Here is a 24,520-nt window from a genome sequence, read left to right as displayed (position 1 = left end):
AATCACCTCCCAACTGCCTCAGCTACCCTCTTCACAACTTTTTCCGCACTTAAGCCGTAGAAGTCCAGTAACTTTAGGTAGCTCCTCGAGCTTCTTCCAAAATCCCTTGTTCCAATCCTGATGACTCTTTTTGGCATCTTCTCACCCAAAACCTCTGCCACAGCTCCCCCAAGCCCCCCAAAAATGCTGTGCTCTTCCAGCGTGACTATTAAGTTGGCCTTTTTTGCTATTTTGAGAAGCGTCCCCTCGTCCATGGGCTTTATCGTGTGAAAATCCGCCACCCCAACGCTCAGATCCCTGAGCCTTTCAGCAGCTTCCAAGGCTATCGGGACCGTGGGTCCACAGGCAATTAAAAAAATGTCCTCCCCTTCCCTCAGGATTTCTGCCTTTCCGATTTCAAGTTCTTCATCGTCATAAACCCTTACAGCGTGATCCCTTCCCAGGCGCATGTAAAAGGGCCCCTCATTTTCGATAATCTGCCGGAGTAACGTCCTGGTTGCATAAGCATCCGCCGGCACGATAACCCCCATGTTCGGTAGAGTCCTCATTAAAGCTATGTCCTCCAAGCATTGATGCGATGAGCCGTCCATGAAGTCCGAAAATCCCGAGTGGGTTGTAACGATCTTTACGTTCAGATTGTCCCTTGCTATGGTGTTTCTTATCTGCTCCCAGGCCCTCATCATGAAGGCTGCAAAAGCGGAGGCCACTGGGACCCTGCCTGCTATCGCAAAGCCGGCAGCCGTTGAAACTAAATCCTGCTCGCTTATGCCGAGTTGGAAGAACCTATCTGGGAACGCTTTTTCAAAGTATATCGTTTTCGTTGAACTCTTTACATCCGCATCAAGGACCACGACGTTTTCGTTCTCTTTTCCTATTTCAACAAGGGCTCTTCCAAAGGCCTCCCTGAAGCTTTCGATGGTTTTACCTACCATCAATTCCCACCGCCTTCGCCTTTGCTATTATTACCTTCGGTTTTCCCTTTACTTCATCAAGCTCGAACAGTAGCTCAAGGATTTTCCCGGCTCTGTTTTCAACTTCAAACACTTCCCAGCCAAAGGCTTCCCACTTCTCCCTCAGGGGCTCTTTTGACATGGTTTCCTCTGTTTTCCCGGTAAGCTGTCTGAAATTCCTGTCAATGATTGCTATGACATTGTCAAGTTTATAATGCGAAGAGGTCATCGCCGCTTCCCAGATCTGCCCCTCGTCAAGCTCCCCATCGCCCAAAATCACATAGATTTTCCTTTCCATCTTCGATGCCAGTGCTATTCCGTTGGCAATCGACAGCCCCTGTCCCAACGAACCGCTTGAGACCTCAACGAAGGGCAAACCCCTGATGACGTGGCTTGGTAGCCCATTTAGATCTGCGAAACTCCAAAGTTCCTCATCACTTAAAAAGCCGAGCTCCGAGAGTATTACGTAAAACGCCGGCGCCGAATGTCCTTTGCTCAGTATTATCACATCGTTTTCTCCCTTCTTTGCCATCACCGCCTTTAGGATCTCAAGGCATGTTATGGAAGAGCCGAGGTGGAAGTTGTTCACTTCCGAGAGCATTTCCCTGAGCTTATATTGTATGGATGAGCTCATTCTACCACCTCAAGAATTTTTAGAACGAGCTTCCCATGCTCCGTCAATTCCACGGGCTTTGGAATGTTCTTTTCGCCGTAGTCTATCAGTCCAAGCTCTTTCAGAATCCTGGCGTTGAGCTTTAACGTAGAGATGGGCTTTCCGGTGCTCCTGCTTATATCCTCCAAAAGGGCATTCAGGGAGCGATGCTTCCCGTTTATTCTCCGTAAAATCAATACCTGATTTCCATTCAAAGCCCTTAAGAGGAGCCTTTTGACCACCATTAACCCATCTCTTCTAATCTCCACGTTTTGGGTTACAGATATTGGCAGGGCATCACCCATTGGCGGGACATCACCATCACCGGAGTTTACAGTGTAAAATTGATATTTAAACCTTTGGCCAGGGTAAGCTGTCCAAATATTTTTATGTAAATTCCAAGATTCGGGCATAATGGTGGGGGTGTACTACATGAACCTTAGCAATATGGTAAAGCTTCGAAAAAAGGAAGGAGCGAACCCGGTGATAGCTGAGATAAAGGTCTACTCTCCAAAGCATGGCGATTTACTCAGGGGTAGAGACCCCCTCGATATACTGAGGATCTATGAACGATCCGGGGTCGCGGGAATTTCGTATATAACCGCGAATGAATTCAAGGGGAACTTTGACACGCTAAGGCAGATATGCAACGAAACGGACCTTCCCGTGCTGAGGAAGGACTTTATAACGAGTAAGGGGGAAATTGAAAGGACGGCTGAGGTTGGAGCGTCGGCGATTCTACTCATTACAAGGATTCTCGGGGAAAAGACTGCTGAATTCGTTGATTACGCCTTGGACCATGGACTCGATACACTTGTCGAGGTCCATAGTATCGAAGAGGCGAGGATCGCAAACGAAACCAACACGACTATGATAGGGATAAACAATAGGGATATAGCGATCCTTGAAAGGGATGACGGGAACGTTGAGCTTACGGAGCGGCTGTGCAGACACGTGAGAGGGGACGTTGTGAGAGTCAGCGAGAGCGGAATAAGAAGTATTGATGATCTTAAGCGGGCATTAAAGTGCGCAGATGCGGCCTTAATCGGAACAGCCTTCATGATGGCTGAAAACACCGAGGAGTTTGTTAGGGCATTTGTGGAGGCGGGAAGATGATTGGAGAGGTCATTAAAGGCCTTGATTTTGAAAAAGCCTACGAGTTATCCCGCAGCTTACCTGAGCTTGATGAGATACAGATAGCAGCCATACTTGGGGCGATGGAAGGTAGGGGATATGATGCGGAGATTATAGCAGGATTTGCCAAAGGAATCGTGGAGAAATCGAGGATTGATCTTGGCAGAGTTGCTGATACCTGCGGGACCGGTGGAGATGGCTCCGCCACAATAAATGTAAGCACCGCCGTTGCCTTGGCCCTCTCCACGATCCATCCTGTGGCAAAGCATGGTAACAGGGCCATGAGCTCCAAGAGCGGTTCTGCAGACGTGCTTGAGGCAATGGGCATCAACATCGAGATGGATGAGAGCATGGCGAAGAAGATGGTTAAAGATGTCGGTTTCGCCTTCCTCTTCGCTCCGCTCTATCACAAAAGCTTTGCAAGGGTTGTTTCTGTTAGAAGGAAGCTCGGAATCAGGACGATATTCAACATCCTCGGACCTTTAACCAATCCTGCAAATCCTGAAATGCAGATTGTTGGTGTTGCGAATGAGAGCTTGCTTTCAAAGGTCGCGGAGACCCTTTCACTGCTCAACAGAAGGGCTTTGGTCGTTCACGGAAGCGGTATGGATGAGGTAAGTCCCTCGGATAAAACAACAGCTTTACTAGTGGATAACGGTAGCATTGAAAGGATCATACTGCTGCCAGAAGATTTTGGGGTTAAGAGAACAAAGGTCATCCCATGCTATGGCAAAGAGGAATCAGCGGAGAGGATCAGGGCGGTTTTCAACGGCAAAGGTCACGAGGAGGACCGAACGTTCATAGGCATCAACTTCGCCGCAGCCCTTTACGCCATTGGCTACGAAGACCTGAAGGAGAACATGGAGATTTTTAAGGAAAAGCTTGAAAGCGGAGCTTTTTCAAAAAAGCTGGAGGAGATCGTATGCAAAAGCACGAGTATGTCAGTCCGGTAAAGCTCTACGCTGTCATCAGGGATGAAAGCTATCCCTTCATCCTTGAATCTGCCGAAAAGAGTGGCAGAGCAAGGTACACCTACATCTCCTTCAACCCGCTTTACACTGTGAAGGTGGGTAGCAGAACAGAGGTGGACGGTAGTGTTGTTTCAAAAATCTCTGATCCCTTTGATGCACTTAAAGAAATTCACGTAAAGGGGCTTCTTGTGGGATATATAGCATATGATGCTGCGAAAAACTATATTGGCAAAAAACCAGAAACGCCATCGGTATTTGGTTGCTATGACAGCTACTTTGTCTATGACCACTACCTGAAAAAGCTCTTCAGCGTTAATGTAGATAATGCAGACAGGCTTGTTGAGAGGGCAAAGAGGGTGGAGATTGAGGGAGGAAAAGGAAATTCAAGCATTGTAAAGGCAGGAAGTAAAGAGAAGTTTATGGAGATGGTTGAAAAGGGAAAAGAGCAGATTTTTGAGGGTGAGGTCTACCAGATTGTACTGTCAAGAGAATACGTGATTGAGACAGATCTCAATCCATTTCAGATGTATCTTAATTTGAGGGAGGCAAATCCAAGCCCGTACATGTTCTTGCTTGAATTTGACAGGGCTTTGATAGGTTCAAGCCCTGAAACGATGGGAAGGGTTGAGGGAAGGAACTTCATAATCAACCCCATAGCGGGAACAGCAAAGAGAGAAAAGGGCAGAGAGGCAGAAATAGCAGATAGATTACTCAACGATGAGAAGGAGAGGGCAGAGCACGTCATGCTCGTTGATTTAGCGAGGAATGATGTAAGGAAGGTCTCCAGATCCGGGAGTGTAAGGGTGTCCAAGTTCATGGATGTCATAAGCTATCCGAGTGTTCTTCACATTGAGAGCGAGGTTGTTGGAGAACTAAGGGCTGGTATGACCCACTTCGATGCAATGAAGGCTGCTTTTCCTGCTGGGACAGTTACGGGAGCACCAAAACTGAGGGCGATAGAACTTATTGATGAAATTGAAAGAGATAACAGAGGGGTTTATGCCGGGGCGGTGGGATACTTTTCCGAGAACCTCTCTGATCTGGCAATAGCAATAAGAATGATTGAGTTTGATGGCAAAGCACGGGTAAGGGCTGGAGCAGGGATAGTTGCAGACTCGAATCCGGAAAAGGAGTTCTATGAGACCGAAAATAAGATTGTGAGGGTTCTGAGGGCGGTGGGATTATGATTGTGGTTATAGACTGTAAAGATTCCTTCGTTTACAATCTGGTTGAATACATTTCGTTATTTGACAGAGTAAAGGTGGTTGACAGGGACAATGCAAGAGATATTGAAGGACTGGATTTTGATGGTATTGTGATCTCCCCCGGTCCTGGAAAACCCGACAGAAGTCTCGAATTTGTTTTTGATTATAACGTTCCGGTTCTGGGAGTGTGTCTTGGCCATCAGATTATCGCAGAGGTTTTTGGTGGAGAAGTGGGGAAGGTTAAGCCCGTTCACGGAAAGACCTCACTTGTAAAACATGATGGGAAGGATATTTTCAGGGGAGTTAGAAATCCATTTAGGGCTGGTAGATACCATTCTCTTGCCGTATTAAAGCCGCCCGAGGGGTTTGAGGTTAATGCAAGGACTGAAGATGGGGTGATTATGGGGATAAAGAGAGGGAATATTTTCGGAGTTCAGTTCCACCCGGAGAGCGTTCTTACTGAGGATGGATTGAAAATTATCAGAAATTTCGTGGGGATCTGCCATGATCGTTAAGGTTTGTGGCATAAAAAGTCTTGAAGAGCTTGAGATTGTTGAGAGGTATGCCGATGCAACGGGGGTTGTTGTTAAAAGCAACTCGAGGAGACGCGTTGATCTGGATAAAGCAAAGGAGATTATTGATTCGTCCACGATCCCGGTTTTTGCCGTCTCAACAGCCAGAAGCTATGAGGAGTGGGAGGAAATAATAGCCAAAACCGAATGTAACATGGTTCAGGTTCATTCAGATATGCCTGTAGAGGAGTTTGAGAAGCTGAAGGGTATTGTTAAGGTTATGAAGGCTTTTATTGTTGATAAACCCGCGGATGAGATATCAGGACTGATTGAAATTTACTCTCCCCATCTCATACTGCTCGACTCGGGATATGGGAGCGGGGAAGTGCATGACTGGAGAATAAGCAGGGAGGTAGCAAGAAAGTATGAAGTTTTTCTCGCTGGTGGGCTGAATGTGGAAAACGTTGTGGAGGCAATAAACATCGTTAAGCCTGTGGGTGTGGACGTTTCATCCGGGGTTGAGAGAGATGGCTTAAAGGATGAGGAACTTGTTAGGGAATTTGTAAGGAGGGCGAAAAATGAGGTTTGGTGAGTTTGGCGGAAGATTTGTGCCCGAAGTCCTTGTTCCACCGCTTGAAGAGCTGGAGAGGGCTTACAGCAAATTTAAGGATGACGAGGAGTTTAAGGAGAGGCTGGATTACTACCTTAAAAACTACGCAGGCAGACCAACACCGCTCTACTATGCTGAAAATCTAACCAAAAAGCTCGGGGGGGCAAGGATATATCTGAAGCGTGAGGACCTGTTGCACGGAGGGGCACACAAAATCAACAACACAATTGGACAGGCTTTGCTGGCGAAGTTTATGGGAAAAAACAGGGTTATAGCAGAAACTGGTGCAGGACAGCATGGAGTGGCTACGGCGATGGCGGGAGCACTCTTCAACATGGAAGTGGATGTTTACATGGGTTCTGAAGACGTGGAGAGGCAGAAAGTGAATGTCTTCCGCATGCAATTGCTTGGGGCAAACGTCATTCCAGTGGAAATCGGTTCAAAAACACTGAAAGATGCAATAAATGAAGCTCTGAGAGACTGGGTTTCGAGCTTTGAATACACCCATTACCTGATTGGCTCCGTTGTGGGCCCACATCCTTATCCAACAATAGTCAGGGACTTCCAGTCCGTTATCGGTAAAGAGGTTAAAAAGCAAATTCTTGAAATCGAAGGAGTTTTGCCGGATGCCATCGTTGCCTGTGTTGGGGGAGGCAGCAATGCTATGGGGATATTTCACCCCTTCATAAAAGACCCTGTGAGACTCATCGGTGTTGAAGCTGCCGGAAAAGGTTTGAGTACCGGTAAGCATTCGGCATCACTCTCCGCCGGAAAGAGGGGTGTTCTGCATGGAATGCTATCCTATTTCTTGCAGGATGAGGACGGGCAGATAGCTACAACCCACAGCATTGCTGCGGGTTTGGATTATTCGGGTGTTGGACCTGAACATGCCTGGCTCAAGGAGAGTGGTAGGGCTGAATACGTGGCTGTGGATGATAAGCAGGCTTTAAGAGCTTTTATCGAACTCTCAAAGACTGAGGGAATCTTACCAGCATTGGAATCCTCTCACGCTTTAGCTCATGCCATGGAGCTTGCTAAGGAAATGAGCCGGGATGAGATAATAGTGGTTAATTTATCCGGTAGGGGAGACAAGGATCTTGGGATTGTTAGGGGGGCGTTAGGATGATAAGAAAACCTGCCCTGATAACGTTTATAACAGCTGGAGACCCAAATATAACCGCAACTCTCGATTTTATGTCCTCCCTATCCAAATATACGGATGTAATCGAACTTGGCATACCCTTCAGCGATCCGATGGCTGATGGGAGAACGATACAGCTGGCAAATGAAAGGGCACTGAAAAATGGAACAAAAGTCAGGGATGTGTTTAAAACTGTCAAAAAATTCAAGGATCAGTCAGAGACTCCAGTGGTGCTCATGACATACTACAATCCCGTCTACAGGAGAGGTGTTGAGAACTTTGTGAAAGAGGCCAAGGAAGTGGGTGTTGACGGATTGATAGTTGTGGATCTCCCGGTGGAGGAGGCGAGAGAATACTTGAACATCTGCAGGAGATACAAAATGGAGACGATATTTTTAGCTGCTCCAAACACTTCTAAAGAGAGGTTAAGGCTGATAGATGAGGCAAGCTCAGCCTTCGTGTATTTGGTCTCTCTCTATGGGACAACTGGAGCAAGGGAGCGAGTTTCGGAGTCTGCTTTCGATCTGATTAGAAGAGCGAAAGAAGTTTGCAATAAGCCTTTAGCTGTGGGTTTTGGTGTTTCAAAACCCGAACACGTTTCAGAATTGATAAACGCCGGGGCTGATGGGGTTGTCGTTGGTAGCGCTCTGGTGAAAATTATAGAAAAGTACGGGGAAGACGCTACGGAAAAGCTTGAAGAAAAAGTCAAAGAGCTAAAAATAGGAGTGGATGGTTAGAACTTTCCTGTAAACTTAAACTGCCCACGTGAATCACACGTAAAAAGATGCTGTATTAGCTCAGCTGACAACAGTAGAATGCCTTTTTTTCACCCCAGTTACCATCAGTTGTGTATATCAGGTTAGAATCATCCTAGATTGAAAATCCAAGCCTCTCTTCTCCTTTTCCGCTTTACTGGTATGTATTAACTAAAGTTTATTTGTTTAAAGTGGCAACATCGGGGCCTGAATTCAAGTAAAGGTCATCAGGGATTCAAAAAATTTTTGTAAAACCTTATATTTGAGAAGGAAAAGCCCAAGGAGAGGTGATTCAAATAGGTGATTTACAAACTCTCTCCAACAGAAGGATAGTTGTTAAATTTGGAGGAAGCTCTATTAGAGACTCTTTTAATGAGGCTTTAGAGTTTGTTTTGAGACTTTATGAAAACAATGAGGTTATGGTTGTGCTTTCAGCACTCGAAGGGGTCACATCTGTTCACCTCTCCAGGGGAGGATTAGTCTGGACGCTTACCTGTTCTTGCATAGGGTTCTTAAGTACTGGGGGTGAGCCTGAGTTTGTGATTGATAAAGGGTTTGTGGGCTTTTCAGAGGTTAGGGTTGAGGTTTAAGCAGTTTAGTGAGCGGAGTGTTGTTGAGTCTGTTTTTTCTTTGCTGAAGATGAGGACTGAGAGGTTTTGGAACAGGTTCCCGTACAGGTCTTCTTTTACTTCAGTTCAAAGCTGGCTGGTTTTTGCGCTTTATAATTCTCTGGAAATGATGCCCAACTTATCTTAACGGTCTCCCATAAACCATAGAAAATTCTTATTAGGTCCCGCGCCCACCAACCCCCGTGATGACCATGCGCATGGAAGAGTTAACCTGGCCGGAGTTTGAGAAACTGAAGGGGAGCGTTGACACCGTGATACTCCCCGTTGGGAGCGTCGAGGCCCACGGGCGGCACCTCCCGCTCGGAACCGATACCTTCGCCCCCCTCGAGATAGCGAAGCGGGTCGAGGAGAGACTCCAAGAGCTCGGCTTTGGTGTCCTCGTGGCCCCGCCCGTGTGGTACGGGCACACCTTCGTCCTCAACGCCTACCCCGGAACCGTGAACGTGGGTGGAGGGGCGTTCATGGCCTACGTCCGGGAGATAATGAGGGAGTTCGCGGTTGAGGGCTTCAGGCGAATAGTCCTCCTCAACGGACACGGCGGAAACTACTCCCCGCTGGTCCTGGCGGCCGAGGAAGTGGCCCAGGAGTTTCCCGAAACGGAGGTATGGCTCGTAAACTGGTGGCTGGACTTCCGAGAGGACATCCTCAGCGTATGCTCAAGCCAGGGGCACGCCGGAGAGGACGAAACGTCCGTGATGCTCGCGATAAGACCCGGGCTCGTGAGGATGGAAGAGGCAAGGGGAAGGAAGAGACGCTCGAAGGTCAGGGTAATCAAGAGGGACGTAGGGAGAGAGCTGTTCCCGGACGGTGTGAACGATGACCCATCCGGGGCGACGGCCGAGAAGGGGGAGGCCATTCTGAGCGTCGTCAGCGAGAAGATAGCCCGCCTGATAGCGGGGGAGAACGATGGGACGTGATGCGGTTCTCGATGAGATAGACAGGCGCATAAAACGCCTGCAGGCTGAGATCGATATAGCCGAGGAGAGGCTCCGCTACCTTGAGGAGGTGGGTTCCCCGTCAAGGTACAACGTCATCAGGAGGGACGATTATTCTCTTTACTACCTCGTTCTCATGGGCATCTGGATCCTTCTCGGGTTTCTCTCACTCATCGCCGTCGGGCACCGCCTCCCCTACAGTTTCAACCTTCCCGTGCTCCCGTACCTTCTCGTAACCCTCGTTGTAATCGTGCTATCCGTTGCCTACTACTGGCTCGGCAGGAGGGCGGAACCAAAAACACCCATGGACGAGCTCGAGGAAAGGGAGAGGCTCGCGAGGCTCGTGCTTTCCCGCTTCTACAAGCCCCTGCGCGAGGCCGTCGAGAAGGATGACAGGGAGGCGATGGAGGCTCTGGCGGAGGAGCTACTCAACGATTCCCTGCTCGCCGGGGCGGTTGAGAGGATGGGGGAGGGCGACCCAAAGGTTATGGCCTACTCCCTGTACCTCTACACCAGATTCCGCCCCGAGCTGGAGGGGGAGGTGAGGGAGGCCCTCTCAAGCCTCGGCAATGGACCCATGAGGGCTCTCCTGTCCGGGCTCATCGAGGGCTAAGGTTATAACAAATGACGCGTTGTTTTATCGGGTGAGGGATTTGAGGTTCGAAGTTCTGAGGAAGGAGGACATGAACGCACTCTCGAGGGAGCTGAGCCGGGCGGGTATAATGAACCGAACCCGCGAGGAGGTAACGCCCGATATCTCCCACTACGTAGTTGTGGAAGGTACGTACGCCGAACTCGTTGAAAAGGCCGCGGGGATAGGCCCCCTGGGGGAGAACCTCGACGAGTTAAAGCTGTCCTTCCAGGAGATAATGGAGAACTGGGAGCCGGGGCAGGAGAAAGAACTGGATGAGCTCCTCGATGAGTCCGACCTCGGAAGGCTCCTGGTGCTCAAGGCCCTGATGGAGAGCGGTCAGGTGGTCGAGGAGGACGGAAAACTCGTGCTCGTGAAGGAACCGGTTCTGGATAACCTGAAGGTGGAGCTCCGCTTTCCCATAGAGGTGGTCGAGGAGTACATTGAGGAACTCGAGAAGCACTTCGAAACGAGGATGATAACCGAATACGTCATGGAGAAGAGGTACTTCGTTGAGGTGGTGGAGGTGGATAGGGAGCTCATTGAAACCGCCCTTGAGATAGCCGGGGAGTACGCCACGGAGGAAAGCGTAACGGAGGCGATGTTCGACGGCATAGCGCGCTCCGTTCTGGCGGGAGTGGTCGTGAAGCTGGCGGAGAAGCACGGGAAGAAGAAAGAGCTGATAGAGGCCCTTCTCGAGAGGGAACCCATCGTCGTGGAGAGCGGAGGTGGGAGGCTCAACGTTTACTTCGACGAGGACGCAGTGGAGGACTTTCTCAAAGAGCTCCAGAGGCTCGGTTACCTGAAAATCAAGGGCAACAGGGTGTGGGTCTGATCCACCCGACTTACCCCCGTAAAATTTTAAAAAGGGCCCTCCCCATATAGCGGCCGGGTGGTGGCGATGGCGGAGCTGAAGGCGGTTGTGTTCTACGACCGCGACGGAACCCGCTACTACCGCTGCCCGCGCTGTGGCATGCTGTTTAGAAAGTCCAGAGACTACGCGAGACACGTGAGCAAGTCCCACGGCCACCTCTTCAAGAAATAACCCCTTTTTTCTTTGGGATGAGGAGGACGGCCAGGCCTGAAAGGTGATGAACGGTTTCGGGCTTACCGACCGTCACTCCCTCATGACTATCTCCTTCGTGAGCCTGACGGTGAAGGTCTTCCCGACCTTCTTCCTCTCAATGAGCTGCTTCTTCTCGAGCTCCTGGATGATCCTGCTTATGGTCGGCCGGGAATAGCCCGTGAGCTCCGGCAGTTCCTCCTGCTTGACGACGCCGCCCTTCTCGAGGATGGCCTTAACAACTATGCGCTCCTTCTCGGTTAGGACCTCGATGGGAACCCTGTTGGAGGACCACTTCTTCTTGGCGTAGTAGAGCGAGACCGGAACCGCAACGGCGAGCGAGAGCAACACCGCGGCCACCACCGTTACCCAGTTAGTTTCCTTGGGCTGCTTGGGCACAGTTATCTTGAGGGTCTCCTTGACCCAGTAGGTTTGGTAACCCATGCTCTCTATTTTGGTCTGGACGTCCTTTGACATGCCCGCCCCCATCAGGAGGACGAGATCCGGGTGGAGTTTCTTCAACGCGCTGGCCGTCGAATCGGAGAGCGCATCCTCCTGCGTTAAAAGCAGGGGGTAGCCGTATATCATGGCCCACCTCGCCGCCGCCAGGGCCGAGCCGTAATCGCTGGAGCTGGCGACGACGACGGTATCGTAACCGTTCGGATAGAAGTACAGCGCCAGCTTTGCGGCCGTCTCCGTTCTAACCGCACCGCCTATCCTCTCGACAGTGAAGCCCATCCTGAGTAGCTCGTCCTGGACGGTGTCACTCACCGCCTGGGAGTCGCCTATTATGAGCACGTGGTTCCACCCGAACTGGGAGTAGCTCTGGAGCTGGGCCATGGTACCGGGATCGAGTTCCTTCGGGTTAACCGGAAGAATCGGGACGTCGAGCATCTTCGCGTAGGGGAGCGCGACGATGTAATCGATCAGATCGTCGTTCCTGACGATGATTAAATCGTACTTGGGACCCTCGTTCCCGCCTCCCTGGGCCGAGGAGAGGGGGATGAGGAAGGATGAGAACGCTATGAAGATTAGTACCAACGCCAGAGCCCTTTTGACCATTCCACCACCTGAAAAAAGGGTAAGGAAAGCCCCTTAAAAGGTTTTTCAAAGCTCCAGGGTCTCGCCGGGTTTGAGGATCACAACCTCGGCTTTGCCCCCCACGAGCCTCCTGAACTCCTCGGGGTCCGCTGAGATCGGCGGCCAGGTGTTGTAGTGCATCGGGACGACCTTCCTCGGCCTGAGGAGCTCCACGGCCTTGGCGGCCTCCTTAACCCCCATCGTGAAGTGTCCGCCTATCGGAAGGAGGGCAACATCGATGGGCCCGTAGAGCTCGGAGAGGAGTTTCATGTCGCCGAAGATGAAGGTGTCGCCCGCGTGGTACACCGTAACGCCGTCGAGGGTGACTATGTAGCCGCAGGGGTTTCCGATGCCGTACTTGCCGTCGCTGCTGGAGTGCCAGGCGGGGACCTGAACGATTTTGACCCCATCGATCTCGGTCGGCCCGTAGTTCATGCCGATGGTCGTTATCCCCTTCTCCTTCTCAACGAGGTAGTTGGCTATATCGTACATCGCGACGATCTTCGCTCCGGTTCTCCTGGCTATCTCCGGCGCATCACCGATGTGATCCCCGTGGGCGTGGGTCACGAGTATGAGATCCGCGTCCACCTCTTCCGGCTTGACGGCCGCCACGGGATTCCCGGTCAGGAACGGGTCTATCAGGATCCTCCTGCTCCCCTCTATCAGAAACGCCGCGTGGCCCAGGAACCTCACCTTCACCATGGTACCACCCCGCGAATATAATAACCATGGCTCACTTAAGTCTTTCGGGGGGTGGAGTTATGCTCAGTAATGTCTGTTTTAGCCCATCGGAGCCTTACTTTTTCTCTTCCGTGCCCATATTTGTCTCGCTGTCCTTTTTGGGAAAGCTTATATAGAATCCCGTGGACTTTAGACCGGTGATGCGATGACGTTCGATTACTTCTTCAGGCCAAAGGGCATAGCCGTCATCGGGGCGTCCAACGACCCGCTCAAACTCGGCTACGAGGTCTTCAAGAACCTGAAGGGCTATAAGGAAGGGAAGGTTTACCCAGTGAACGTCAAGGACGAGGTCGTCCAGGGGGTTAAGGCTTACAGGAACGTGAAGGAGATTCCGGGCGAGGTCGACCTGGCGGTCATCGTCGTTCCGAAGCGCTTCGTCAAGGAAACGGTAGTGGACTGCGGCGAGAAGGGCGTTAAGGGGATAATCCTCATAACCGCGGGCTTTGGCGAGGTCGGGGAGGAAGGGAAGAGGGAGGAGCGCGAGCTCGTCGAGATAGCCCGTAGGTACGGCATGAGGATAGTCGGACCGAACTGCGTCGGGATAATGAACACCCACAACGACATGAACGCCACCTTCGTCATGAACGCGAAGAGGGGCGACATAGCCTTCATAAGTCAGAGCGGCGCCCTCGGGGCGGGCATAATCTACAAGACGGTCAAGGAGGGGATAGGTTTCTCCAAGTTCGTCAGCATAGGCAACATGGCCGACGTGGACTTCGCCGAGTTCATGGAGTACTTGGCCGACACCGAGGAGGACAGGGCCATCGCCCTCTACATCGAGGGTCTCAGGGACGGGCGGCGCTTCATGGATGTGGCCAGGAGGGTCACCCGGAAGAAACCCGTCATCGTTTTAAAAGCCGGAAGGAGCGAGAGCGGTGCGAGGGCGGCTTCTTCTCATACAGGTTCATTAGCCGGCTCCTACAGGATATACGAGGCGGCGTTCAAGCAGAGCGGCGTTATCATCGCCGACACGATAGACGACATGCTCAGCATGGCAAGGGCGTTCACCCAGCCACTGCCCAAGGGCAAGCGCGTCGCGATAATGACCAACGCCGGCGGCCCGGGGGTTCTGACGGCGGACGCTATAGACCGGCTCGGCCTCAAGCTCGCCGACCTCGAGGACGAAACCATAGAGGAGCTCCGCTCGTTCCTCCCGCCGATGGCTGCGGTGAAAAACCCCGTGGACATGATAGCGAGCGCCCGTGGCGAGGATTACTACAGAACCGCCAGGGCTCTCCTCGAGGACAAAAACGTTGACCTGCTGATAAGCATCTGCGTCGTTCCCACCTTCGCGGGCATGACACCGACGGAGCACGCGGAGGGGGTCATCAGGGCAGTCAAGGAGGTGAACAACGGGAAGCCCGTCCTCGGCCTGTTCATGGCAGGCTACGTGAGCGAGGAGGCCAAGGAGCTTCTCGAAAGGAACGGGATCCCGAGCTACGAGAGGCCAGAAGATGTCGCCGCCGGTGCATACGCGCTCGTCGAGTTTGCGAAGGCAAGGGGAGTTTTGAAGGGGTGAGGATGCCCGTGAAAACGGAGGGGGTCAAGAAGGGGTTACAACCGAAGGAGACCTCGCCGCCCACCATAGACGACGTTTACATGAAGGTTAAAGAGTTAATCGGGGAGATCGAGGAAGACCCTCACAAGGTCCTCAGGGAGATGAGAGATGCTCGTGGTTGATACGTCTGTCCTCATAGACGCTACGATTCCGGTTAGGGGGAAGGAAAAACGAAACGAACTGGCCAGAGGGGTTATCTCCGCCGCGGAAAGCAGAAGAGAACCTCTGGTAATCCCCCGACTGGGGGTCGTTGAAACCGTTAGCCTGATTAAACGACTAACCGGAGCCAAAAAGTTCAACGCAATCCTTCTTTCATCCGATAAAGACATGGTTAAGAGGGCCGGGAAGATAGGTGTGAGGGCTTTTTACATTTTGGACGAAACGGATGTTGAAAGGTTTTACAAGGAGTTACCTGGAGGTGTGTGAATGGCGAAGGTTACGGACATGGTTTTGTGGGACAAGCCGGGGGAGAAGGTGCTCCTCCTCGGCAACCAAGCTATAGCGAGGGGGGCACTGGAGGCCAACGTGGCGGTCTACGCGGCCTACCCGGGAACCCCGAGCTCCGAACTGACGGACACCATGGCGGTTGTGGCGGAGAGGGCAGGAGTTTACATGGAGTACTCCACCAACGAGAAGGTCGCCTTTGAGACGGCCCTGGCCGCCGCGTGGAGCGGTCTGAGGGCCATGACGGCCATGAAGCACGTCGGCCTCAACGTCGCGGCGGACACCTTCCTCAGCTCGGTCGGCATGGGCGTTGAGGGCGGCTTCGTGATCATGGTGGCCGACGACCCGAGCATGTGGAGCAGCCAGAACGAGCAGGACACGAGGGTTTACGCGAAGTTTGCCAACGTCCCCGTCCTCGAGCCGAGTTCGCCGCAGGAAGCCAAGGACATGGCGAAGTACGCCTTCGAGCTGAGCGAGAAGTTCAAGCACTTCGTTATCCTGAGAACCACAACGAGGAGCTCCCACGCGAGGGGGGAGGTCGTCCTCGGCGAGCTTCCAGAGGAGATAAAAGCCGGAAAGAGAAAGTTCGGGAAGTTCAAGAAGGACCCGAGCAGGTTCGTCGATGTGCCCTCGAACGCCAGGAAGTTCCACCCGCTCGTCCTCGAGAAGATAGAGAAGATCCGGGAGGAGTTCAACGAGGTGCCGTTCAACTGGATAGAGGGCGACGAGAACGCGAAGGTCGGCGTAATCGCCCCGGGTCTGTCATATTCCTACGTCAAGGAGGCCCTTCACTGGCTCGGCGTGGAGAACGTCAGGATCCTCAAGCTCGGAACGCCGTTCCCCGTCCCCTACGGCCTGCTCGAGAAGTTCTTCGACGGCCTCGAGAAGGTCCTCATCGTCGAGGAGCTCGAACCGGTCGTTGAGGAGCAGGTCAAGACCTGGGCGTACGACAAGGGCCTCAGGATACCGATCCACGGGAAGGACCTCGTTCCGCGGGTCTACGAGATGACGACGAGGAGGGCTGTGGAAGCCATAGCAAGGTTCCTCGGGATTGAGACGCCGCTGGACTACGGGGAGCTCGACGCCAAGTACAAAAAGGCCCTCGAGCTCGTCCCGCCGAGGCCACCGAGCCTCTGTCCGGCGTGCCCGCACAGGAACAGCTTCTACGCCATAAAGAAGGCCACGAGGGCGAGGGGTATCTACCCGAGCGACATAGGCTGTTACACCCTCGGCGTGCTCCCGCCGTTAAATACGGTTGACACGACGGTCGCCATGGGTGGCTCTATAGGCATAGCCCACGGCCTGGAGATAGCCCAGCACGGCTCCCTGAGCGAGAAGGAGCGGAAGAAGGAGAAGAAGGTCATCGTGGCGACGATAGGCGACTCCACGTTCTTCCACACGGGCCTTCCGGCCCTCGCGAACGCAATATACAACCGCTCCAACGTGCTTATAGTCGTTCTCGACAACCTCGTCACGGCCATGACCGGCGACCAGCCGAACCCGAGCACGGGGAGGACGCCGCACGGCATGGGTAAGAGGATCCCGATAGAGGACGTGGCCAAGGCGATGGGAGCCGACTTCGTCGAGGTCGTCGACCCCTACGACATAAAGAGAACCTACGAGGTCATGAAGAAGGCCCTCGAGGTCGAGGGGGTCAGCGTCGTCGTGTCGAGGCAGGTCTGCGCCCTCTACAAGGTAGGACAGATGAGGAGAAGGGGCGAGAAGTGGCCGATATACTACGTGGACGAGGAGGCCTGTACGGGCTGTAAGATATGTATCAACGCCTACGGCTGTCCGGCCATCTACTGGGACGAGGAGAAGAAGCAGGCGAGGGTAGAGCCCAGTATGTGCTGGGGCTGCGGTGGATGCGCCCAGGTGTGTCCGTTCGGCGCCTTCAAGCCCGTTGAGGAGGGAGAGGAATGAAGGTTAAGGAGTACAACATAGTCATCTCAGGTGTTGGTGGCCAGGGCGTCCTAACCGCCGCGAGCATCCTCGGCTGGGCGGCCCTCCACGCCGGCTACAAGGTGAGGATGGGAGAGGTCCACGGGATGAGCCAGCGCTTCGGAAGCGTCGTCTCCTACGTCCGCTTCGGTGAGGAGGTCTACGGTTCGATGGTTCCCGAGGGGAAGGGCGACGTAATCCTCAGCTTCGAACCGGTGGAGGCCCTGCGCTACGTAAACTACCTCAAGCAGGGCGGGATGGCGGTGGTGAACACCAAGCCGATAGTTCCCGTCCAGGTGTCGATGGGTCAGGCCCGCTACCCTGAGATAGAGGAGATCAGGAGGGTATTTGAGGAGGACTGGAAGGCCAAGTGGATAGGCTTCAACGCAGAGGAGCTGGCGGTTAAGGCCGGCCACGTCATAACCACCAACACCGTCCTCATCGGGGCCCTGACCCAGATACCCGAGTTCCCGCTCGGCGAGGATCACGTCAGGGAAGTTATAAGGCTCAGCGTCCCGCCCAAGGCGGTTGACATGAACATGAGGGCCTTCGACCTCGGCGTTAAGGCCGCCAAGGACGTGCTGGGGCTTTGAAGCCCGGCGAGCCCTTCTTTTATTCTTAGTTTTGAAAACCCCTCGCGGCGTTTCTGTTTTCCCGCTGACCCCTTCCTTGATAACTTACCCCGGGTAAGTAACTTACGGTGGGGTAAGTCCCTTCACCGCCGAGGTTCCCCTATCAGAAGCGTAACAGCAGGTAAGATTGAAAGGTTCGAGGATAAAAAGGCTCACCACTCCTCTTCTTCCCCTTCTCCGATGAGGTCGTACTTCTCCAGCTCGCGGAGGAGCTTTCTGACGGCCTCCCAGGCGTCGTGTTCGCTCTTCGCTCCCGAACAGACTATCTTTCCGGAGGAGAAGAGCAGTATAACGGCCCTCGGCTCTTTAACGCGGTAGATGACGCCAGGGAACTGCTCGGGTTCGTACTCACAGTTCGGGAGGCTCAGGGCAACGGCATCGAGGTTGAACTCCATACCGATGTCCCCGCTGAAGACCATGTTCTGGATGTCTATCTGCGGGGCGCGGCTGAACTTCGCCCCTATCTTCTTGAGCATCTGGATGAGCTTGTTGACGGCGCGCTCTATGTCCTCGACGCTCTTGGCGCCTGTGACGACCAGTTTTCCGGAGCTGAATATCAACAGGGCCACCTTCGGCTCGTCGAAGCGGCATATTATCCCCGGGAACTCCTCGGGGTTGTACTTGGAGTGGGGGCACATCTCTATGACCCTCTCAAGGTTCAGCTGCGTGAAGAGGTCCACAGAAGCGACGATGTTCTCTATTCTGAGCTTTACATTGCTCATGTCGACCAAGGCTTACACCTCCGGATGGTGGGTTTAAAAACCCTTTATAAATGGGCTGGCGGAGTTTTTAAAGGTTTAGGTTCTAAAAGTGAAGCTTAAACTGGAATCGGGTGAAGGCTTAAAAGGCGCTCGCACTACGGGAAGGCGGTGACATCGAATGAGAAACACGATAGTTCTGGTAAGGACGGACAACTTCCAGAAGGCGAGCGTAGCGCTGGCGGATCTGGTCCGCTACGGGGGGATGGAGATCCGCGGCGACCCGAGGATAATCCCGCCGGCGCTCTCCGACTGGGCCTTCGAGAAGATAAGCGGTGAGAAGCCGAGGAGAAAGTTCAGGGCCCACGTAATCGCCCAGGTGGATCTCCCTCCGGCCAAGGCCATCGGCAGGCTCACGGATATACACCCCCCCGCCCACGTCCTCGTCATCCCCCCCGATTCCGAGGTCTGGGAGGAGCTCATACGCCTCTGGAACACGTTCGAGAAGCTGAGAGGTTTCCACCCGCCCAAGAGGAGGAAGGGAGAAGGGGGAAAGAAGGAGGGAGAGGGGGAGTTTTAGTCACTTCTTCCTCTTCCGTATCCGAACGTTGGCCATGTCGCCGAGCGTCGGCTCGTAATCCTTTGGGATCACGGGTTTTTTATCAACATCGAGCTCGGCGCGCTCGATCAGGGTTATTCCGAAGTACTTCTCCAGTTTCCGGGCCTCCTTCACCGTCGGCTCACGGTGGCCGTGTGCTATCGCCCTTAGATCGTTCATCGAGAGGCCGATCTCGTGAGACAGCTCTTCATAGCTCTTCCCGGAGCGCTGGATGGCCTTATAGACGCGTTCGGCGTAGTCCTCGACTATCTCCTCCGTGTAGAGGGGTTTCTCCGCCCTCGGCTTCGATGGTTTCGGTTTCGAGGTTCTCGGGTACGTTCTCCGAGCGGGTCGCCTCCCGGTCGGCATGATACTGAACGTTCCGGGCTTCTTTCCACCGTACTTCTCATAACAGCGGTCGCAGACGAGGACTTCCGCCCCCTCTATCCTTAATTTGTGGCCCGGTCCGCGTATTGGGGCCCCACATATCTCGCAGTATCTGGGTTTGGCCTTTCCCATCTCAATCACCTTCCTGCTCCACTCAAGGCTCGAAGTCAGGATTTTTAAACCCCTCGATGAACTTACCTTGATGGCCAGGGTAACGATAGAGCGGCTCGAAAGGCTGGACCAGGAGACGCTGGAGAAACTCATAGGGATATACATGCGCGGTTACGAGGGCATGCGCGAGTACGGCGGCGAGGGAGTGGGTTACGCGAAGCGCTATCTCCGGTGGTGCTGGGAGAAAGCAAAGGACGGCTTTTTCATCGCGAAGGTCGGCGACGAGATAGCGGGTTTCATAGTCTGCGACGACGACTGGTACAGCAAGTACGAGGGAAGAACCGTCGGGGCCATCCACGAGTTCGTGGTGGACAGGCGCTTCCAGGGACACGGGATAGGCCACAGACTCATGGAGAAATGCCTGGAGTACCTAAAAAAGCACAACGACCGGATAGAGCTGTGGGTCGGGGAGAAGAACGAGAATGCGATGAAGTTCTACGAGGAATACGGCTTCAGGAGGGTCGGCCAGAGCGGGATATGGGTACGCATGGTTAAAGACGTCCGGAAGGAGGATACGGGGCCGGAGAAGATGAAGGAGGTGGTTTGATGCCGTGCATAAAAGCCCCTAACCCCGATACCGTTAGAGACCTGAACGAGGAGAGTTTCATACGCGAGGGCAAGGGGAGACTGAAAATCATCGTGGAAAGCGAAGGGGAGAAAATTGAAACGACCATCAGCGGTTCCCTGAAGAGCGTCGATGAGATGGCGGAGATGCTGGGGGTCGAGGTGAAGGAGGGAAAGATCGACGCCGTGGTGGACGGGGTGAAGGTCCGGGCGAAGCGTGGAAGGCTCGAGATGGAATTCGAGAACGGGGACAGGATGCGCATCGAAAAAGCATAGGGGAAATAAAGAACCGGAAAGGCCGTCACTCCACGGGCGGCCTGAACTTGTAGCCGTAGAGGATTATTCCGTCCTCCTCGAACTCCCTTAACTTTCTGGTAACGACCTCGACCTCCATGCCGAAGTCTATCTCATCCGGCTCCACGTCGGTGAGTTGCGCCAGGACTATCGGTCCCTCCTCAAGCTCGACCAGCGCCAGCGGATAGGGTTTGTAGTACTCGAAGCCGCTCGGCGGGTTTCTAACTATGGTCCAGCTGATGACCTTGCCCTTTCCGCTAAGCTGGACCTCCTCGATGTTCTTTGAGCCGCAGACGGGACAGACCGGCCTCTTGGGGAAGTGAACGTGTCCGTTCTCGCACTTCCCACCGATGAGCCTGTACTTCTCGCTGAAGTGCCTCCAGTAGCGGGCAACCTGCATGGGACGGGCCATCTTCACACCCTCCTGAAGATGTTAACTGTTATGTTTGAGCCTGTTCCACCTATGTTCTGCGTGAGTCCGACCTCCGCATCGGGCACCTGGCTCGGCGCCTCGCCGCGAAGCTGGAGAACCGCCTCGACGGTCTGGTAGAGCCCGGTGGCACCGACGGGGTGGCCGCGGGCCTTCAACCCACCCATGGTCTGAATCGGGTAGCCGGCGTCGATGGCTATCTGGCCCTCCTTTGCGAGTTTCGCACCCTCACCCTTCTTCGCCACGCCAATGGCCTCCAGGCTTAAAGCCGCCATGATAGTGAAGGCGTCGTGGATCTCGAAGAAGTCGATGTCCTCCGGCCCAACGCCCGCCATCTTGTAGGCCTTCTCGGCCGCGATCCTGGCCGCCCTCAGGGTGAGCAGGTCCTCCCTGTTGGCGAGGTTTATCGTGTCTATCGCCCTTCCCATTCCAGCGATCTCAACCCACCTCTCCTTCGGAACCCCGAGTTCCCTGGCCTTCTCCGGCGTGGTTATTATAACCGAGGCCGCTCCGTCGCAGACCGGTGAAGCGTCGAAGAGCTTGATGGGATCGGCGACGTACGGGCTGTTGAGGACGGTGTCAACCTTAATCGGCCTCTTGAACATGGCGTAGGGGTTTTTGGCGCCGTTAGCGTGGGCGTTTACCGAGAACAGGGCGAGGTCCTCCTCGGTGTAGCCGTAAGTCTTCATGTAGTAGCGCATCACGAGCGCGTTGAGGGCCACGAAGCTCGCCCCGTGGAAGAGCTCCCACTCGGCGTCCGCCGCGTAGGCCAGGTAGCGCGTGGCGTCGCTCGGCCAGCCGTCCGTCATCTTCTCGACGCCGACGACGGCAACGACGTCCTCGAGACCGCTGAGAACGGCTTTAACCCCCTCCTGAACGGCGGCACCGCCGCTGGCGCAGGCCGCCTCGACCTTTACCGCCGGGATGTTGCCCAATCCCGCCCAGTCCGCTATGAGCGCCCCGAGGTTCTCCTGCTCGACGAAAGAGCCCGAGAGCATGTTACCAACGTAGAGGGAGTCGACCTTGTCAACACCGGCATCTTCCATCGCGTTGAAGAGGGCCTCAACGGCTAAATCCCTGAGTCCGAGCTTCCAGTGCTCGCCAACCGGGGTCATGCCCGCACCTATTATGACTGCCTTCCTCATCTCGACCACCTCACATTATGAGCTTTCTCCTCGCCTTGGCGTAGAGCGCGTAATCGATGTACTTCTTCCTGTTCACGTAGGTCATCGTCTTCGGCGCCAGGTCGCGCTTCTCCTCTATCGCATCCTGGACGACGAGGCTGAAGGCGTCGCTTCCGGCTCCGGAACCGAAGGAGACCCACAGGATCCTGTCGCCGGGCTTGGCAATATCGAGAACCGCGGAGACGCCGGTCAGGGTGGCGCCGCTGTAGGCGTTCCCTATGTAGTTGCTGAGGAGCCCCGGCAGGACCTTCTCCTTCGGTATGCCGAGGATCTTGGCGGCCGTGAGCGGGAACTTGACGTTGGGCTGGTGGAAGACGGCATAGTCGAAGTCGTCCGCGGTTAAACCGAGTTCCTCCATGAGGGTCTTCGCCGCGTTGATTACGTGGTGGAAGTAGGCCGGCTCGCCCGTGAAGCGGTTCCCGTGCCTCGGGTAGTGCTCGTGCTGTCTCCTCCAGAAGTCCGGCGTGTCCGTGACGTAGGAATAGCTACCCTCAAAGTAGGCCACGGTATCGGAGCTTTTCGGACCGATTATGTATGCCGCGCCCCCTGCGCCGGCGGTGAACTCGAGGTGGTCGCCGGGCCTTCCCTGAGAGGTGTCAACGCCGATGGCCATCGCGTAGTCGGCCATCTCCGAGCCGACGAAGCCTATCGCAGTCTGGAGCGCCTCGGTTCCGGCCTTGCAGGCGAACTCGAAGTCGGCGGCGCTCACATCGGGGGTCGCGCCTATCGCCTCGGCTATGACGGTTCCGGTTGGCTTGACCGCGTAGGGCTTGCTCTCGCTGCCGAACCATATCGCCCTGATGAGCTTGGGATCGATTCCTGCCCTCCGGAGGGCGTTTCTCGCCGCTTCAATTCCTATCGTGAGCGCGTCCTCGTCGAGTCCGGGGACGGACTTCTCCTGGACCGGAAAGCGGGAGACCCCCCAGACCCTCCCTATCTCCTCAGCCTTGATTCTATACATCGGGACGTAGGCACCGTAGCCGACTATGCCGACTTCGCGCCTTGGTTTCAGGAGCTTCTTCATGGGCACCACCTGCAAAAAGCTGAACGTAACTTCGGATAAGGTTCGGAGGGGGTTATAAAAGTCTTTCGGTAAAAGTAAAAGGGAAATTCGGCGATTAACGATAGGAACGTCTAAAAGGTCCTGCTCGCAAATATCCACAGGTGAACACATGTGAGATACCAGATTCTGAACAGGCCGAGCTTCAGCCTCGTCGAGGTCGAGCTCGAGGATGGAGAGGCCGTGCAGGCGGAAGCCGGGGCCATGGTGCACATGAGCCCGAACATAGCCATCGAAACGAAGGCCAAGGGCGGCATCTTCGGCGCCCTCAAGCGCTCCGTACTCGCCGGTGAGAGCTTTTTCATAAACAAGTTCCGGGCGGAAGGCGGAAGGGGCGTCATAGGGTTCGCGCCGCCGTACATGGGTGATATAGAGGCCTTCGAGCTGAACGGCACCCTGTACGCTCAGAGCGGGGCCTTCCTTGCCAGTTCGGAGAACGTCGATATAAACACGAAGTGGGGCGGGGCCAGGAGCTTCTTCGGGAGGGAGGGGCTCTTCCTGCTCAAGATGACGGGGAGCGGAACCGTCTTCCTCTCGAGCTTCGGCGGGATATACAGAAAGGAGCTCCGGAACGAGAGGTTCATCGTGGACACCGGACACATGGTGGCCTTCAGCGAGGGTTTGAACTTCAAAGTAAAGCGCGTTGGCGGGCTGAAGAGCACCCTGTTCAGCGGAGAGGGATTGGTGGCGGAGTTCTACGGCACCGGAACGCTTTACATTCAAACCAGGAGCATGGACGACTTCGTGGGCTGGCTCGTTCCGTATCTCCCAAAGAAGGATTGACCCGCCCCTTTACTTTTGTCCGGTATGGGCCGGACAAAGGGAAAACCCGAGAAGTTAAGAAGAAAGTGTCATGGGATTAAAAAGAGTCACGGCTTCCTGACGACGAAGAGCGCGTGGTCCTTCTCGTAGGGCTCAAGACTGAGGCGTTCGACGACCTCGAAATACGTCGCGAGCTCCTTCTCGACCTCGTTGAAGACCTGCTCGGGCTCCTTGGTCACGTCGATGCTCCTGCTCTTGACGGATATCATGCCGTAGCCGCCGCTCCTGAGGTAAACCTTCGCGTTGTCGATGAGTATCTTAGCCTGCGATGGCTGGGCGACGTCCTCGAAGACGACGTCAACCTTCGGGACGAGCGCGCGGTAGCCCTCGGGCTTCGTCGCGTCGCCGAGTATGGGCACGAGGTTCCTGCGCTCGTCAACGAGCGGAACGAGTTCCCTCAGGACCCTCGGCGAGAACTCGACACCGAACACCGCCCCGTCCCAGCCCACAATGTCGCTGACGTGGGAGGCGGTGGTTCCACTCGCCACACCAAGGTAGAGCACCCTCGATCCAGGCCTTATCGGGAAGTTCTCGAGACCGTTGAGTATGGCCGCGGCCAGCTTGGAGCGCCTCGGGTTCCAGACGCGATACTCCTCACCCTCGAACTTGACGAGCCTCTCGCCGTAGACCCTCTGGCCCGGAACAAGGTTCTTCGTCGCGATCTTCTTGTTACCCTCCTCGTCGACGAAGAGGTAAACGCCCGGGAACCTGTAAGCCTTGATCTTCAT

General features: G+C 54.5%; 32 protein-coding genes. 21 read left to right on the top strand and 11 right to left on the bottom strand.

Going from position 1 to position 24,520, the window contains the following annotated elements; all coding sequences use genetic code 11:
- Window positions 1–2 precede the first annotated feature (2 nt).
- Genes A3L02_RS04740 through A3L02_RS04730 form a run of 3 tightly spaced genes read right to left on the bottom strand, consistent with a single transcriptional unit; the run spans window position 3 to window position 1,907 of the window.
- On the bottom strand, window positions 3–932 hold the full coding sequence (locus A3L02_RS04740) for a transketolase family protein (RefSeq protein WP_088862862.1): 930 nt from the start codon (window positions 930–932) through the stop codon (window positions 3–5).
- A complete protein-coding gene (locus A3L02_RS04735; RefSeq protein ID WP_088862861.1) occupies window positions 922–1,584 on the bottom strand; it encodes a thiamine pyrophosphate-dependent enzyme in 663 nt (220 codons plus the stop codon). Before A3L02_RS04735 ends, A3L02_RS04740 begins: the two co-directional genes overlap by 11 nt.
- Complete coding sequence (locus tag A3L02_RS04730) at window positions 1,581–1,907, bottom strand: hypothetical protein (protein ID WP_088862860.1); 327 nt, start codon at window positions 1,905–1,907, stop codon at window positions 1,581–1,583. Before A3L02_RS04730 ends, A3L02_RS04735 begins: the two co-directional genes overlap by 4 nt.
- Before the next feature lie 127 nt (window positions 1,908–2,034).
- On the opposite strand from A3L02_RS04730, the gene trpC reads away from it, so the two are divergent.
- The 12 genes from trpC (at window position 2,035) to A3L02_RS04675 (ending at window position 11,170) form a co-directional block, all read left to right on the top strand.
- Window positions 2,035–2,718 (top strand): indole-3-glycerol phosphate synthase TrpC, encoded by a 684-nt coding sequence (gene trpC / locus A3L02_RS04725; protein WP_088862859.1) that lies wholly within the window; start codon window positions 2,035–2,037, stop codon window positions 2,716–2,718.
- A complete protein-coding gene (gene trpD, locus A3L02_RS04720) occupies window positions 2,715–3,689 on the top strand; it encodes an anthranilate phosphoribosyltransferase (RefSeq protein ID WP_088862858.1) in 975 nt (324 codons plus the stop codon). The genes trpC and trpD overlap by 4 nt, the downstream gene beginning before the upstream one ends.
- Window positions 3,659–4,894: an anthranilate synthase component I gene (locus A3L02_RS04715; protein WP_088862857.1), complete on the top strand. Its 1,236-nt coding sequence runs from the start codon at window positions 3,659–3,661 to the stop codon at window positions 4,892–4,894. Before trpD ends, A3L02_RS04715 begins: the two co-directional genes overlap by 31 nt.
- Window positions 4,891–5,427 (top strand): anthranilate synthase component II, encoded by a 537-nt coding sequence (locus A3L02_RS04710; protein ID WP_088862856.1) that lies wholly within the window; start codon window positions 4,891–4,893, stop codon window positions 5,425–5,427. Before A3L02_RS04715 ends, A3L02_RS04710 begins: the two co-directional genes overlap by 4 nt.
- On the top strand, window positions 5,417–6,016 hold the full coding sequence (locus A3L02_RS04705) for a phosphoribosylanthranilate isomerase (RefSeq protein ID WP_088862855.1): 600 nt from the start codon (window positions 5,417–5,419) through the stop codon (window positions 6,014–6,016). The genes A3L02_RS04710 and A3L02_RS04705 overlap by 11 nt, the downstream gene beginning before the upstream one ends.
- Window positions 6,003–7,160: a tryptophan synthase subunit beta gene (gene trpB / locus A3L02_RS04700; protein WP_088862854.1), complete on the top strand. Its 1,158-nt coding sequence runs from the start codon at window positions 6,003–6,005 to the stop codon at window positions 7,158–7,160. The genes A3L02_RS04705 and trpB overlap by 14 nt, the downstream gene beginning before the upstream one ends.
- Entirely contained in the window at window positions 7,157–7,912 is a 756-nt protein-coding gene (gene trpA, locus A3L02_RS04695; protein ID WP_088862853.1) for a tryptophan synthase subunit alpha, read from the top strand. Before trpB ends, trpA begins: the two co-directional genes overlap by 4 nt.
- A gap of 305 nt (window positions 7,913–8,217) precedes the next feature.
- The gene (locus A3L02_RS10205) at window positions 8,218–8,520 is read left to right on the top strand and encodes a hypothetical protein (protein WP_237268645.1); all 303 of its coding nucleotides are present in this window, start codon (window positions 8,218–8,220) and stop codon (window positions 8,518–8,520) included.
- A gap of 230 nt (window positions 8,521–8,750) precedes the next feature.
- Window positions 8,751–9,476: a creatininase family protein gene (locus A3L02_RS04690; protein WP_088862852.1), complete on the top strand. Its 726-nt coding sequence runs from the start codon at window positions 8,751–8,753 to the stop codon at window positions 9,474–9,476.
- Window positions 9,466–10,107, top strand: a complete 642-nt coding sequence (locus tag A3L02_RS04685; protein WP_088862851.1) for a hypothetical protein — start codon at window positions 9,466–9,468, stop codon at window positions 10,105–10,107. The genes A3L02_RS04690 and A3L02_RS04685 overlap by 11 nt, the downstream gene beginning before the upstream one ends.
- A 31-nt stretch (window positions 10,108–10,138) precedes the next feature.
- Entirely contained in the window at window positions 10,139–10,960 is an 822-nt protein-coding gene (locus A3L02_RS04680; RefSeq protein WP_335755137.1) for a hypothetical protein, read from the top strand.
- Between the two features lie 66 nt (window positions 10,961–11,026).
- Window positions 11,027–11,170 (top strand): DUF7128 family protein, encoded by a 144-nt coding sequence (locus A3L02_RS04675; RefSeq protein WP_054834357.1) that lies wholly within the window; start codon window positions 11,027–11,029, stop codon window positions 11,168–11,170.
- A 72-nt stretch (window positions 11,171–11,242) separates the two neighbouring features.
- Here the strand turns inward: A3L02_RS04675 and A3L02_RS04670 are convergent, their stop codons facing one another.
- Both A3L02_RS04670 and A3L02_RS04665 read right to left on the bottom strand, forming a co-directional pair.
- Complete coding sequence (locus tag A3L02_RS04670) at window positions 11,243–12,250, bottom strand: cell wall-binding repeat-containing protein (RefSeq protein ID WP_088862849.1); 1,008 nt, start codon at window positions 12,248–12,250, stop codon at window positions 11,243–11,245.
- Window positions 12,251–12,295: 45 nt separating this feature from the next.
- Window positions 12,296–12,970, bottom strand: coding sequence for a metal-dependent hydrolase (locus A3L02_RS04665; RefSeq protein ID WP_088862848.1), 675 nt, complete (start codon window positions 12,968–12,970; stop codon window positions 12,296–12,298).
- A gap of 184 nt (window positions 12,971–13,154) precedes the next feature.
- On the opposite strand from A3L02_RS04665, the gene A3L02_RS04660 reads away from it, so the two are divergent.
- From A3L02_RS04660 to A3L02_RS04645, 5 genes are read left to right on the top strand one after another with little or no spacing between them, the layout of a single operon-like run.
- Complete coding sequence (locus A3L02_RS04660) at window positions 13,155–14,528, top strand: acetate--CoA ligase family protein (protein ID WP_088862847.1); 1,374 nt, start codon at window positions 13,155–13,157, stop codon at window positions 14,526–14,528.
- A gap of 2 nt (window positions 14,529–14,530) precedes the next feature.
- Window positions 14,531–14,689 (top strand): hypothetical protein, encoded by a 159-nt coding sequence (locus tag A3L02_RS10335; RefSeq protein ID WP_204247222.1) that lies wholly within the window; start codon window positions 14,531–14,533, stop codon window positions 14,687–14,689.
- On the top strand, window positions 14,676–14,993 hold the full coding sequence (locus A3L02_RS04655; protein ID WP_088862846.1) for a type II toxin-antitoxin system VapC family toxin: 318 nt from the start codon (window positions 14,676–14,678) through the stop codon (window positions 14,991–14,993). The genes A3L02_RS10335 and A3L02_RS04655 overlap by 14 nt, the downstream gene beginning before the upstream one ends.
- Window positions 14,994–16,934, top strand: a complete 1,941-nt coding sequence (gene iorA, locus A3L02_RS04650) for an indolepyruvate ferredoxin oxidoreductase subunit alpha (protein WP_088862845.1) — start codon at window positions 14,994–14,996, stop codon at window positions 16,932–16,934. It begins immediately after the preceding gene.
- Entirely contained in the window at window positions 16,931–17,545 is a 615-nt protein-coding gene (locus A3L02_RS04645; protein WP_088862844.1) for an indolepyruvate oxidoreductase subunit beta, read from the top strand. Before iorA ends, A3L02_RS04645 begins: the two co-directional genes overlap by 4 nt.
- A gap of 191 nt (window positions 17,546–17,736) precedes the next feature.
- On the opposite strand, the gene A3L02_RS04640 is transcribed toward A3L02_RS04645, so the two are convergent.
- Window positions 17,737–18,315: a TATA-box-binding protein gene (locus A3L02_RS04640; RefSeq protein ID WP_088862843.1), complete on the bottom strand. Its 579-nt coding sequence runs from the start codon at window positions 18,313–18,315 to the stop codon at window positions 17,737–17,739.
- A gap of 148 nt (window positions 18,316–18,463) precedes the next feature.
- On the opposite strand from A3L02_RS04640, the gene A3L02_RS04635 reads away from it, so the two are divergent.
- Window positions 18,464–18,862: a DUF356 domain-containing protein gene (locus tag A3L02_RS04635; protein WP_088862842.1), complete on the top strand. Its 399-nt coding sequence runs from the start codon at window positions 18,464–18,466 to the stop codon at window positions 18,860–18,862.
- Here the strand turns inward: A3L02_RS04635 and A3L02_RS04630 are convergent, their stop codons facing one another.
- Complete coding sequence (locus tag A3L02_RS04630) at window positions 18,863–19,399, bottom strand: multiprotein bridging factor aMBF1 (RefSeq protein WP_088862841.1); 537 nt, start codon at window positions 19,397–19,399, stop codon at window positions 18,863–18,865.
- A 70-nt stretch (window positions 19,400–19,469) separates the two neighbouring features.
- Here A3L02_RS04630 and A3L02_RS04625 point away from each other — a divergent pair, with 70 nt between their 5' ends.
- Both A3L02_RS04625 and A3L02_RS04620 read left to right on the top strand, forming a co-directional pair.
- Window positions 19,470–19,985, top strand: coding sequence for a GNAT family N-acetyltransferase (locus A3L02_RS04625; protein ID WP_088863833.1), 516 nt, complete (start codon window positions 19,470–19,472; stop codon window positions 19,983–19,985).
- Window positions 19,985–20,278 carry a hypothetical protein gene (locus A3L02_RS04620; RefSeq protein WP_088862840.1) on the top strand — a complete coding sequence of 98 codons (294 nt, stop codon included), beginning with the start codon at window positions 19,985–19,987 and terminating at the stop codon, window positions 20,276–20,278. The genes A3L02_RS04625 and A3L02_RS04620 overlap by 1 nt, the downstream gene beginning before the upstream one ends.
- A 25-nt stretch (window positions 20,279–20,303) precedes the next feature.
- On the opposite strand, the gene A3L02_RS04615 is transcribed toward A3L02_RS04620, so the two are convergent.
- Genes A3L02_RS04615 through A3L02_RS04605 form a run of 3 tightly spaced genes read right to left on the bottom strand, consistent with a single transcriptional unit; the run spans window position 20,304 to window position 22,934 of the window.
- A complete protein-coding gene (locus A3L02_RS04615) occupies window positions 20,304–20,708 on the bottom strand; it encodes a Zn-ribbon domain-containing OB-fold protein (protein ID WP_088862839.1) in 405 nt (134 codons plus the stop codon).
- A 2-nt stretch (window positions 20,709–20,710) separates the two neighbouring features.
- Window positions 20,711–21,871 (bottom strand): thiolase domain-containing protein, encoded by a 1,161-nt coding sequence (locus tag A3L02_RS04610; RefSeq protein WP_088862838.1) that lies wholly within the window; start codon window positions 21,869–21,871, stop codon window positions 20,711–20,713.
- 10 nt (window positions 21,872–21,881) lie between these two features.
- The gene (locus A3L02_RS04605; protein WP_088862837.1) at window positions 21,882–22,934 is read right to left on the bottom strand and encodes a hydroxymethylglutaryl-CoA synthase; all 1,053 of its coding nucleotides are present in this window, start codon (window positions 22,932–22,934) and stop codon (window positions 21,882–21,884) included.
- A gap of 150 nt (window positions 22,935–23,084) precedes the next feature.
- Here A3L02_RS04605 and A3L02_RS04600 point away from each other — a divergent pair, with 150 nt between their 5' ends.
- Window positions 23,085–23,753 (top strand): TIGR00266 family protein, encoded by a 669-nt coding sequence (locus tag A3L02_RS04600; RefSeq protein WP_088862836.1) that lies wholly within the window; start codon window positions 23,085–23,087, stop codon window positions 23,751–23,753.
- 86 nt (window positions 23,754–23,839) lie between these two features.
- On the opposite strand, the gene A3L02_RS04595 is transcribed toward A3L02_RS04600, so the two are convergent.
- The gene (locus A3L02_RS04595) at window positions 23,840–24,520 is read right to left on the bottom strand and encodes a fibrillarin-like rRNA/tRNA 2'-O-methyltransferase (protein ID WP_088862835.1); all 681 of its coding nucleotides are present in this window, start codon (window positions 24,518–24,520) and stop codon (window positions 23,840–23,842) included.

It is taken from the genome of Thermococcus celer Vu 13 = JCM 8558, assembly GCF_002214365.1.
Classification (GTDB): Archaea; Methanobacteriota_B; Thermococci; order Thermococcales; family Thermococcaceae; genus Thermococcus; species Thermococcus celer.
The sequence above is the reverse complement of the archived record's forward strand: the minus strand, read 5'-3'. Positions and strand labels throughout refer to the sequence as shown.

Excerpts from the sequence above, each read along its gene's own strand:
- trpB (WP_088862854.1), top strand. The coding sequence starts at position 6,003 with ATGAGGTTTGGTGAGTTTGGCGGAAGATTTGTGCCCGAAGTCCTTGTT.
- A3L02_RS04610 (WP_088862838.1), bottom strand. The coding sequence starts at position 21,871 with ATGAGGAAGGCAGTCATAATAGGTGCGGGCATGACCCCGGTTGGCGAG.
- A3L02_RS04670 (WP_088862849.1), bottom strand. The coding sequence starts at position 12,250 with ATGGTCAAAAGGGCTCTGGCGTTGGTACTAATCTTCATAGCGTTCTCA.
- A3L02_RS04690 (WP_088862852.1), top strand. The coding sequence starts at position 8,751 with ATGCGCATGGAAGAGTTAACCTGGCCGGAGTTTGAGAAACTGAAGGGG.
- A3L02_RS04625 (WP_088863833.1), top strand. The coding sequence starts at position 19,470 with ATGGCCAGGGTAACGATAGAGCGGCTCGAAAGGCTGGACCAGGAGACG.
- A3L02_RS04595 (WP_088862835.1), bottom strand. The coding sequence starts at position 24,520 with ATGAAGATCAAGGCTTACAGGTTCCCGGGCGTTTACCTCTTCGTCGAC.
- A3L02_RS04665 (WP_088862848.1), bottom strand. The coding sequence starts at position 12,970 with ATGGTGAAGGTGAGGTTCCTGGGCCACGCGGCGTTTCTGATAGAGGGG.
- A3L02_RS04705 (WP_088862855.1), top strand. The coding sequence starts at position 5,417 with ATGATCGTTAAGGTTTGTGGCATAAAAAGTCTTGAAGAGCTTGAGATT.
- trpA (WP_088862853.1), top strand. The coding sequence starts at position 7,157 with ATGATAAGAAAACCTGCCCTGATAACGTTTATAACAGCTGGAGACCCA.
- A3L02_RS04675 (WP_054834357.1), top strand. The coding sequence starts at position 11,027 with ATGGCGGAGCTGAAGGCGGTTGTGTTCTACGACCGCGACGGAACCCGC.
- A3L02_RS04735 (WP_088862861.1), bottom strand. The coding sequence starts at position 1,584 with ATGAGCTCATCCATACAATATAAGCTCAGGGAAATGCTCTCGGAAGTG.
- trpD (WP_088862858.1), top strand. The coding sequence starts at position 2,715 with ATGATTGGAGAGGTCATTAAAGGCCTTGATTTTGAAAAAGCCTACGAG.
- A3L02_RS04655 (WP_088862846.1), top strand. The coding sequence starts at position 14,676 with ATGCTCGTGGTTGATACGTCTGTCCTCATAGACGCTACGATTCCGGTT.
- A3L02_RS04635 (WP_088862842.1), top strand. The coding sequence starts at position 18,464 with ATGAGAAACACGATAGTTCTGGTAAGGACGGACAACTTCCAGAAGGCG.
- A3L02_RS04730 (WP_088862860.1), bottom strand. The coding sequence starts at position 1,907 with ATGGGTGATGCCCTGCCAATATCTGTAACCCAAAACGTGGAGATTAGA.
- A3L02_RS04740 (WP_088862862.1), bottom strand. The coding sequence starts at position 932 with ATGGTAGGTAAAACCATCGAAAGCTTCAGGGAGGCCTTTGGAAGAGCC.
- A3L02_RS04715 (WP_088862857.1), top strand. The coding sequence starts at position 3,659 with ATGCAAAAGCACGAGTATGTCAGTCCGGTAAAGCTCTACGCTGTCATC.
- A3L02_RS04620 (WP_088862840.1), top strand. The coding sequence starts at position 19,985 with ATGCCGTGCATAAAAGCCCCTAACCCCGATACCGTTAGAGACCTGAAC.
- A3L02_RS10335 (WP_204247222.1), top strand. The coding sequence starts at position 14,531 with ATGCCCGTGAAAACGGAGGGGGTCAAGAAGGGGTTACAACCGAAGGAG.
- A3L02_RS04615 (WP_088862839.1), bottom strand. The coding sequence starts at position 20,708 with ATGGCCCGTCCCATGCAGGTTGCCCGCTACTGGAGGCACTTCAGCGAG.
- A3L02_RS04660 (WP_088862847.1), top strand. The coding sequence starts at position 13,155 with ATGACGTTCGATTACTTCTTCAGGCCAAAGGGCATAGCCGTCATCGGG.
- A3L02_RS04710 (WP_088862856.1), top strand. The coding sequence starts at position 4,891 with ATGATTGTGGTTATAGACTGTAAAGATTCCTTCGTTTACAATCTGGTT.
- A3L02_RS04685 (WP_088862851.1), top strand. The coding sequence starts at position 9,466 with ATGGGACGTGATGCGGTTCTCGATGAGATAGACAGGCGCATAAAACGC.
- A3L02_RS04630 (WP_088862841.1), bottom strand. The coding sequence starts at position 19,399 with ATGGGAAAGGCCAAACCCAGATACTGCGAGATATGTGGGGCCCCAATA.
- trpC (WP_088862859.1), top strand. The coding sequence starts at position 2,035 with ATGAACCTTAGCAATATGGTAAAGCTTCGAAAAAAGGAAGGAGCGAAC.
- iorA (WP_088862845.1), top strand. The coding sequence starts at position 14,994 with ATGGCGAAGGTTACGGACATGGTTTTGTGGGACAAGCCGGGGGAGAAG.
- A3L02_RS04645 (WP_088862844.1), top strand. The coding sequence starts at position 16,931 with ATGAAGGTTAAGGAGTACAACATAGTCATCTCAGGTGTTGGTGGCCAG.
- A3L02_RS04605 (WP_088862837.1), bottom strand. The coding sequence starts at position 22,934 with ATGAAGAAGCTCCTGAAACCAAGGCGCGAAGTCGGCATAGTCGGCTAC.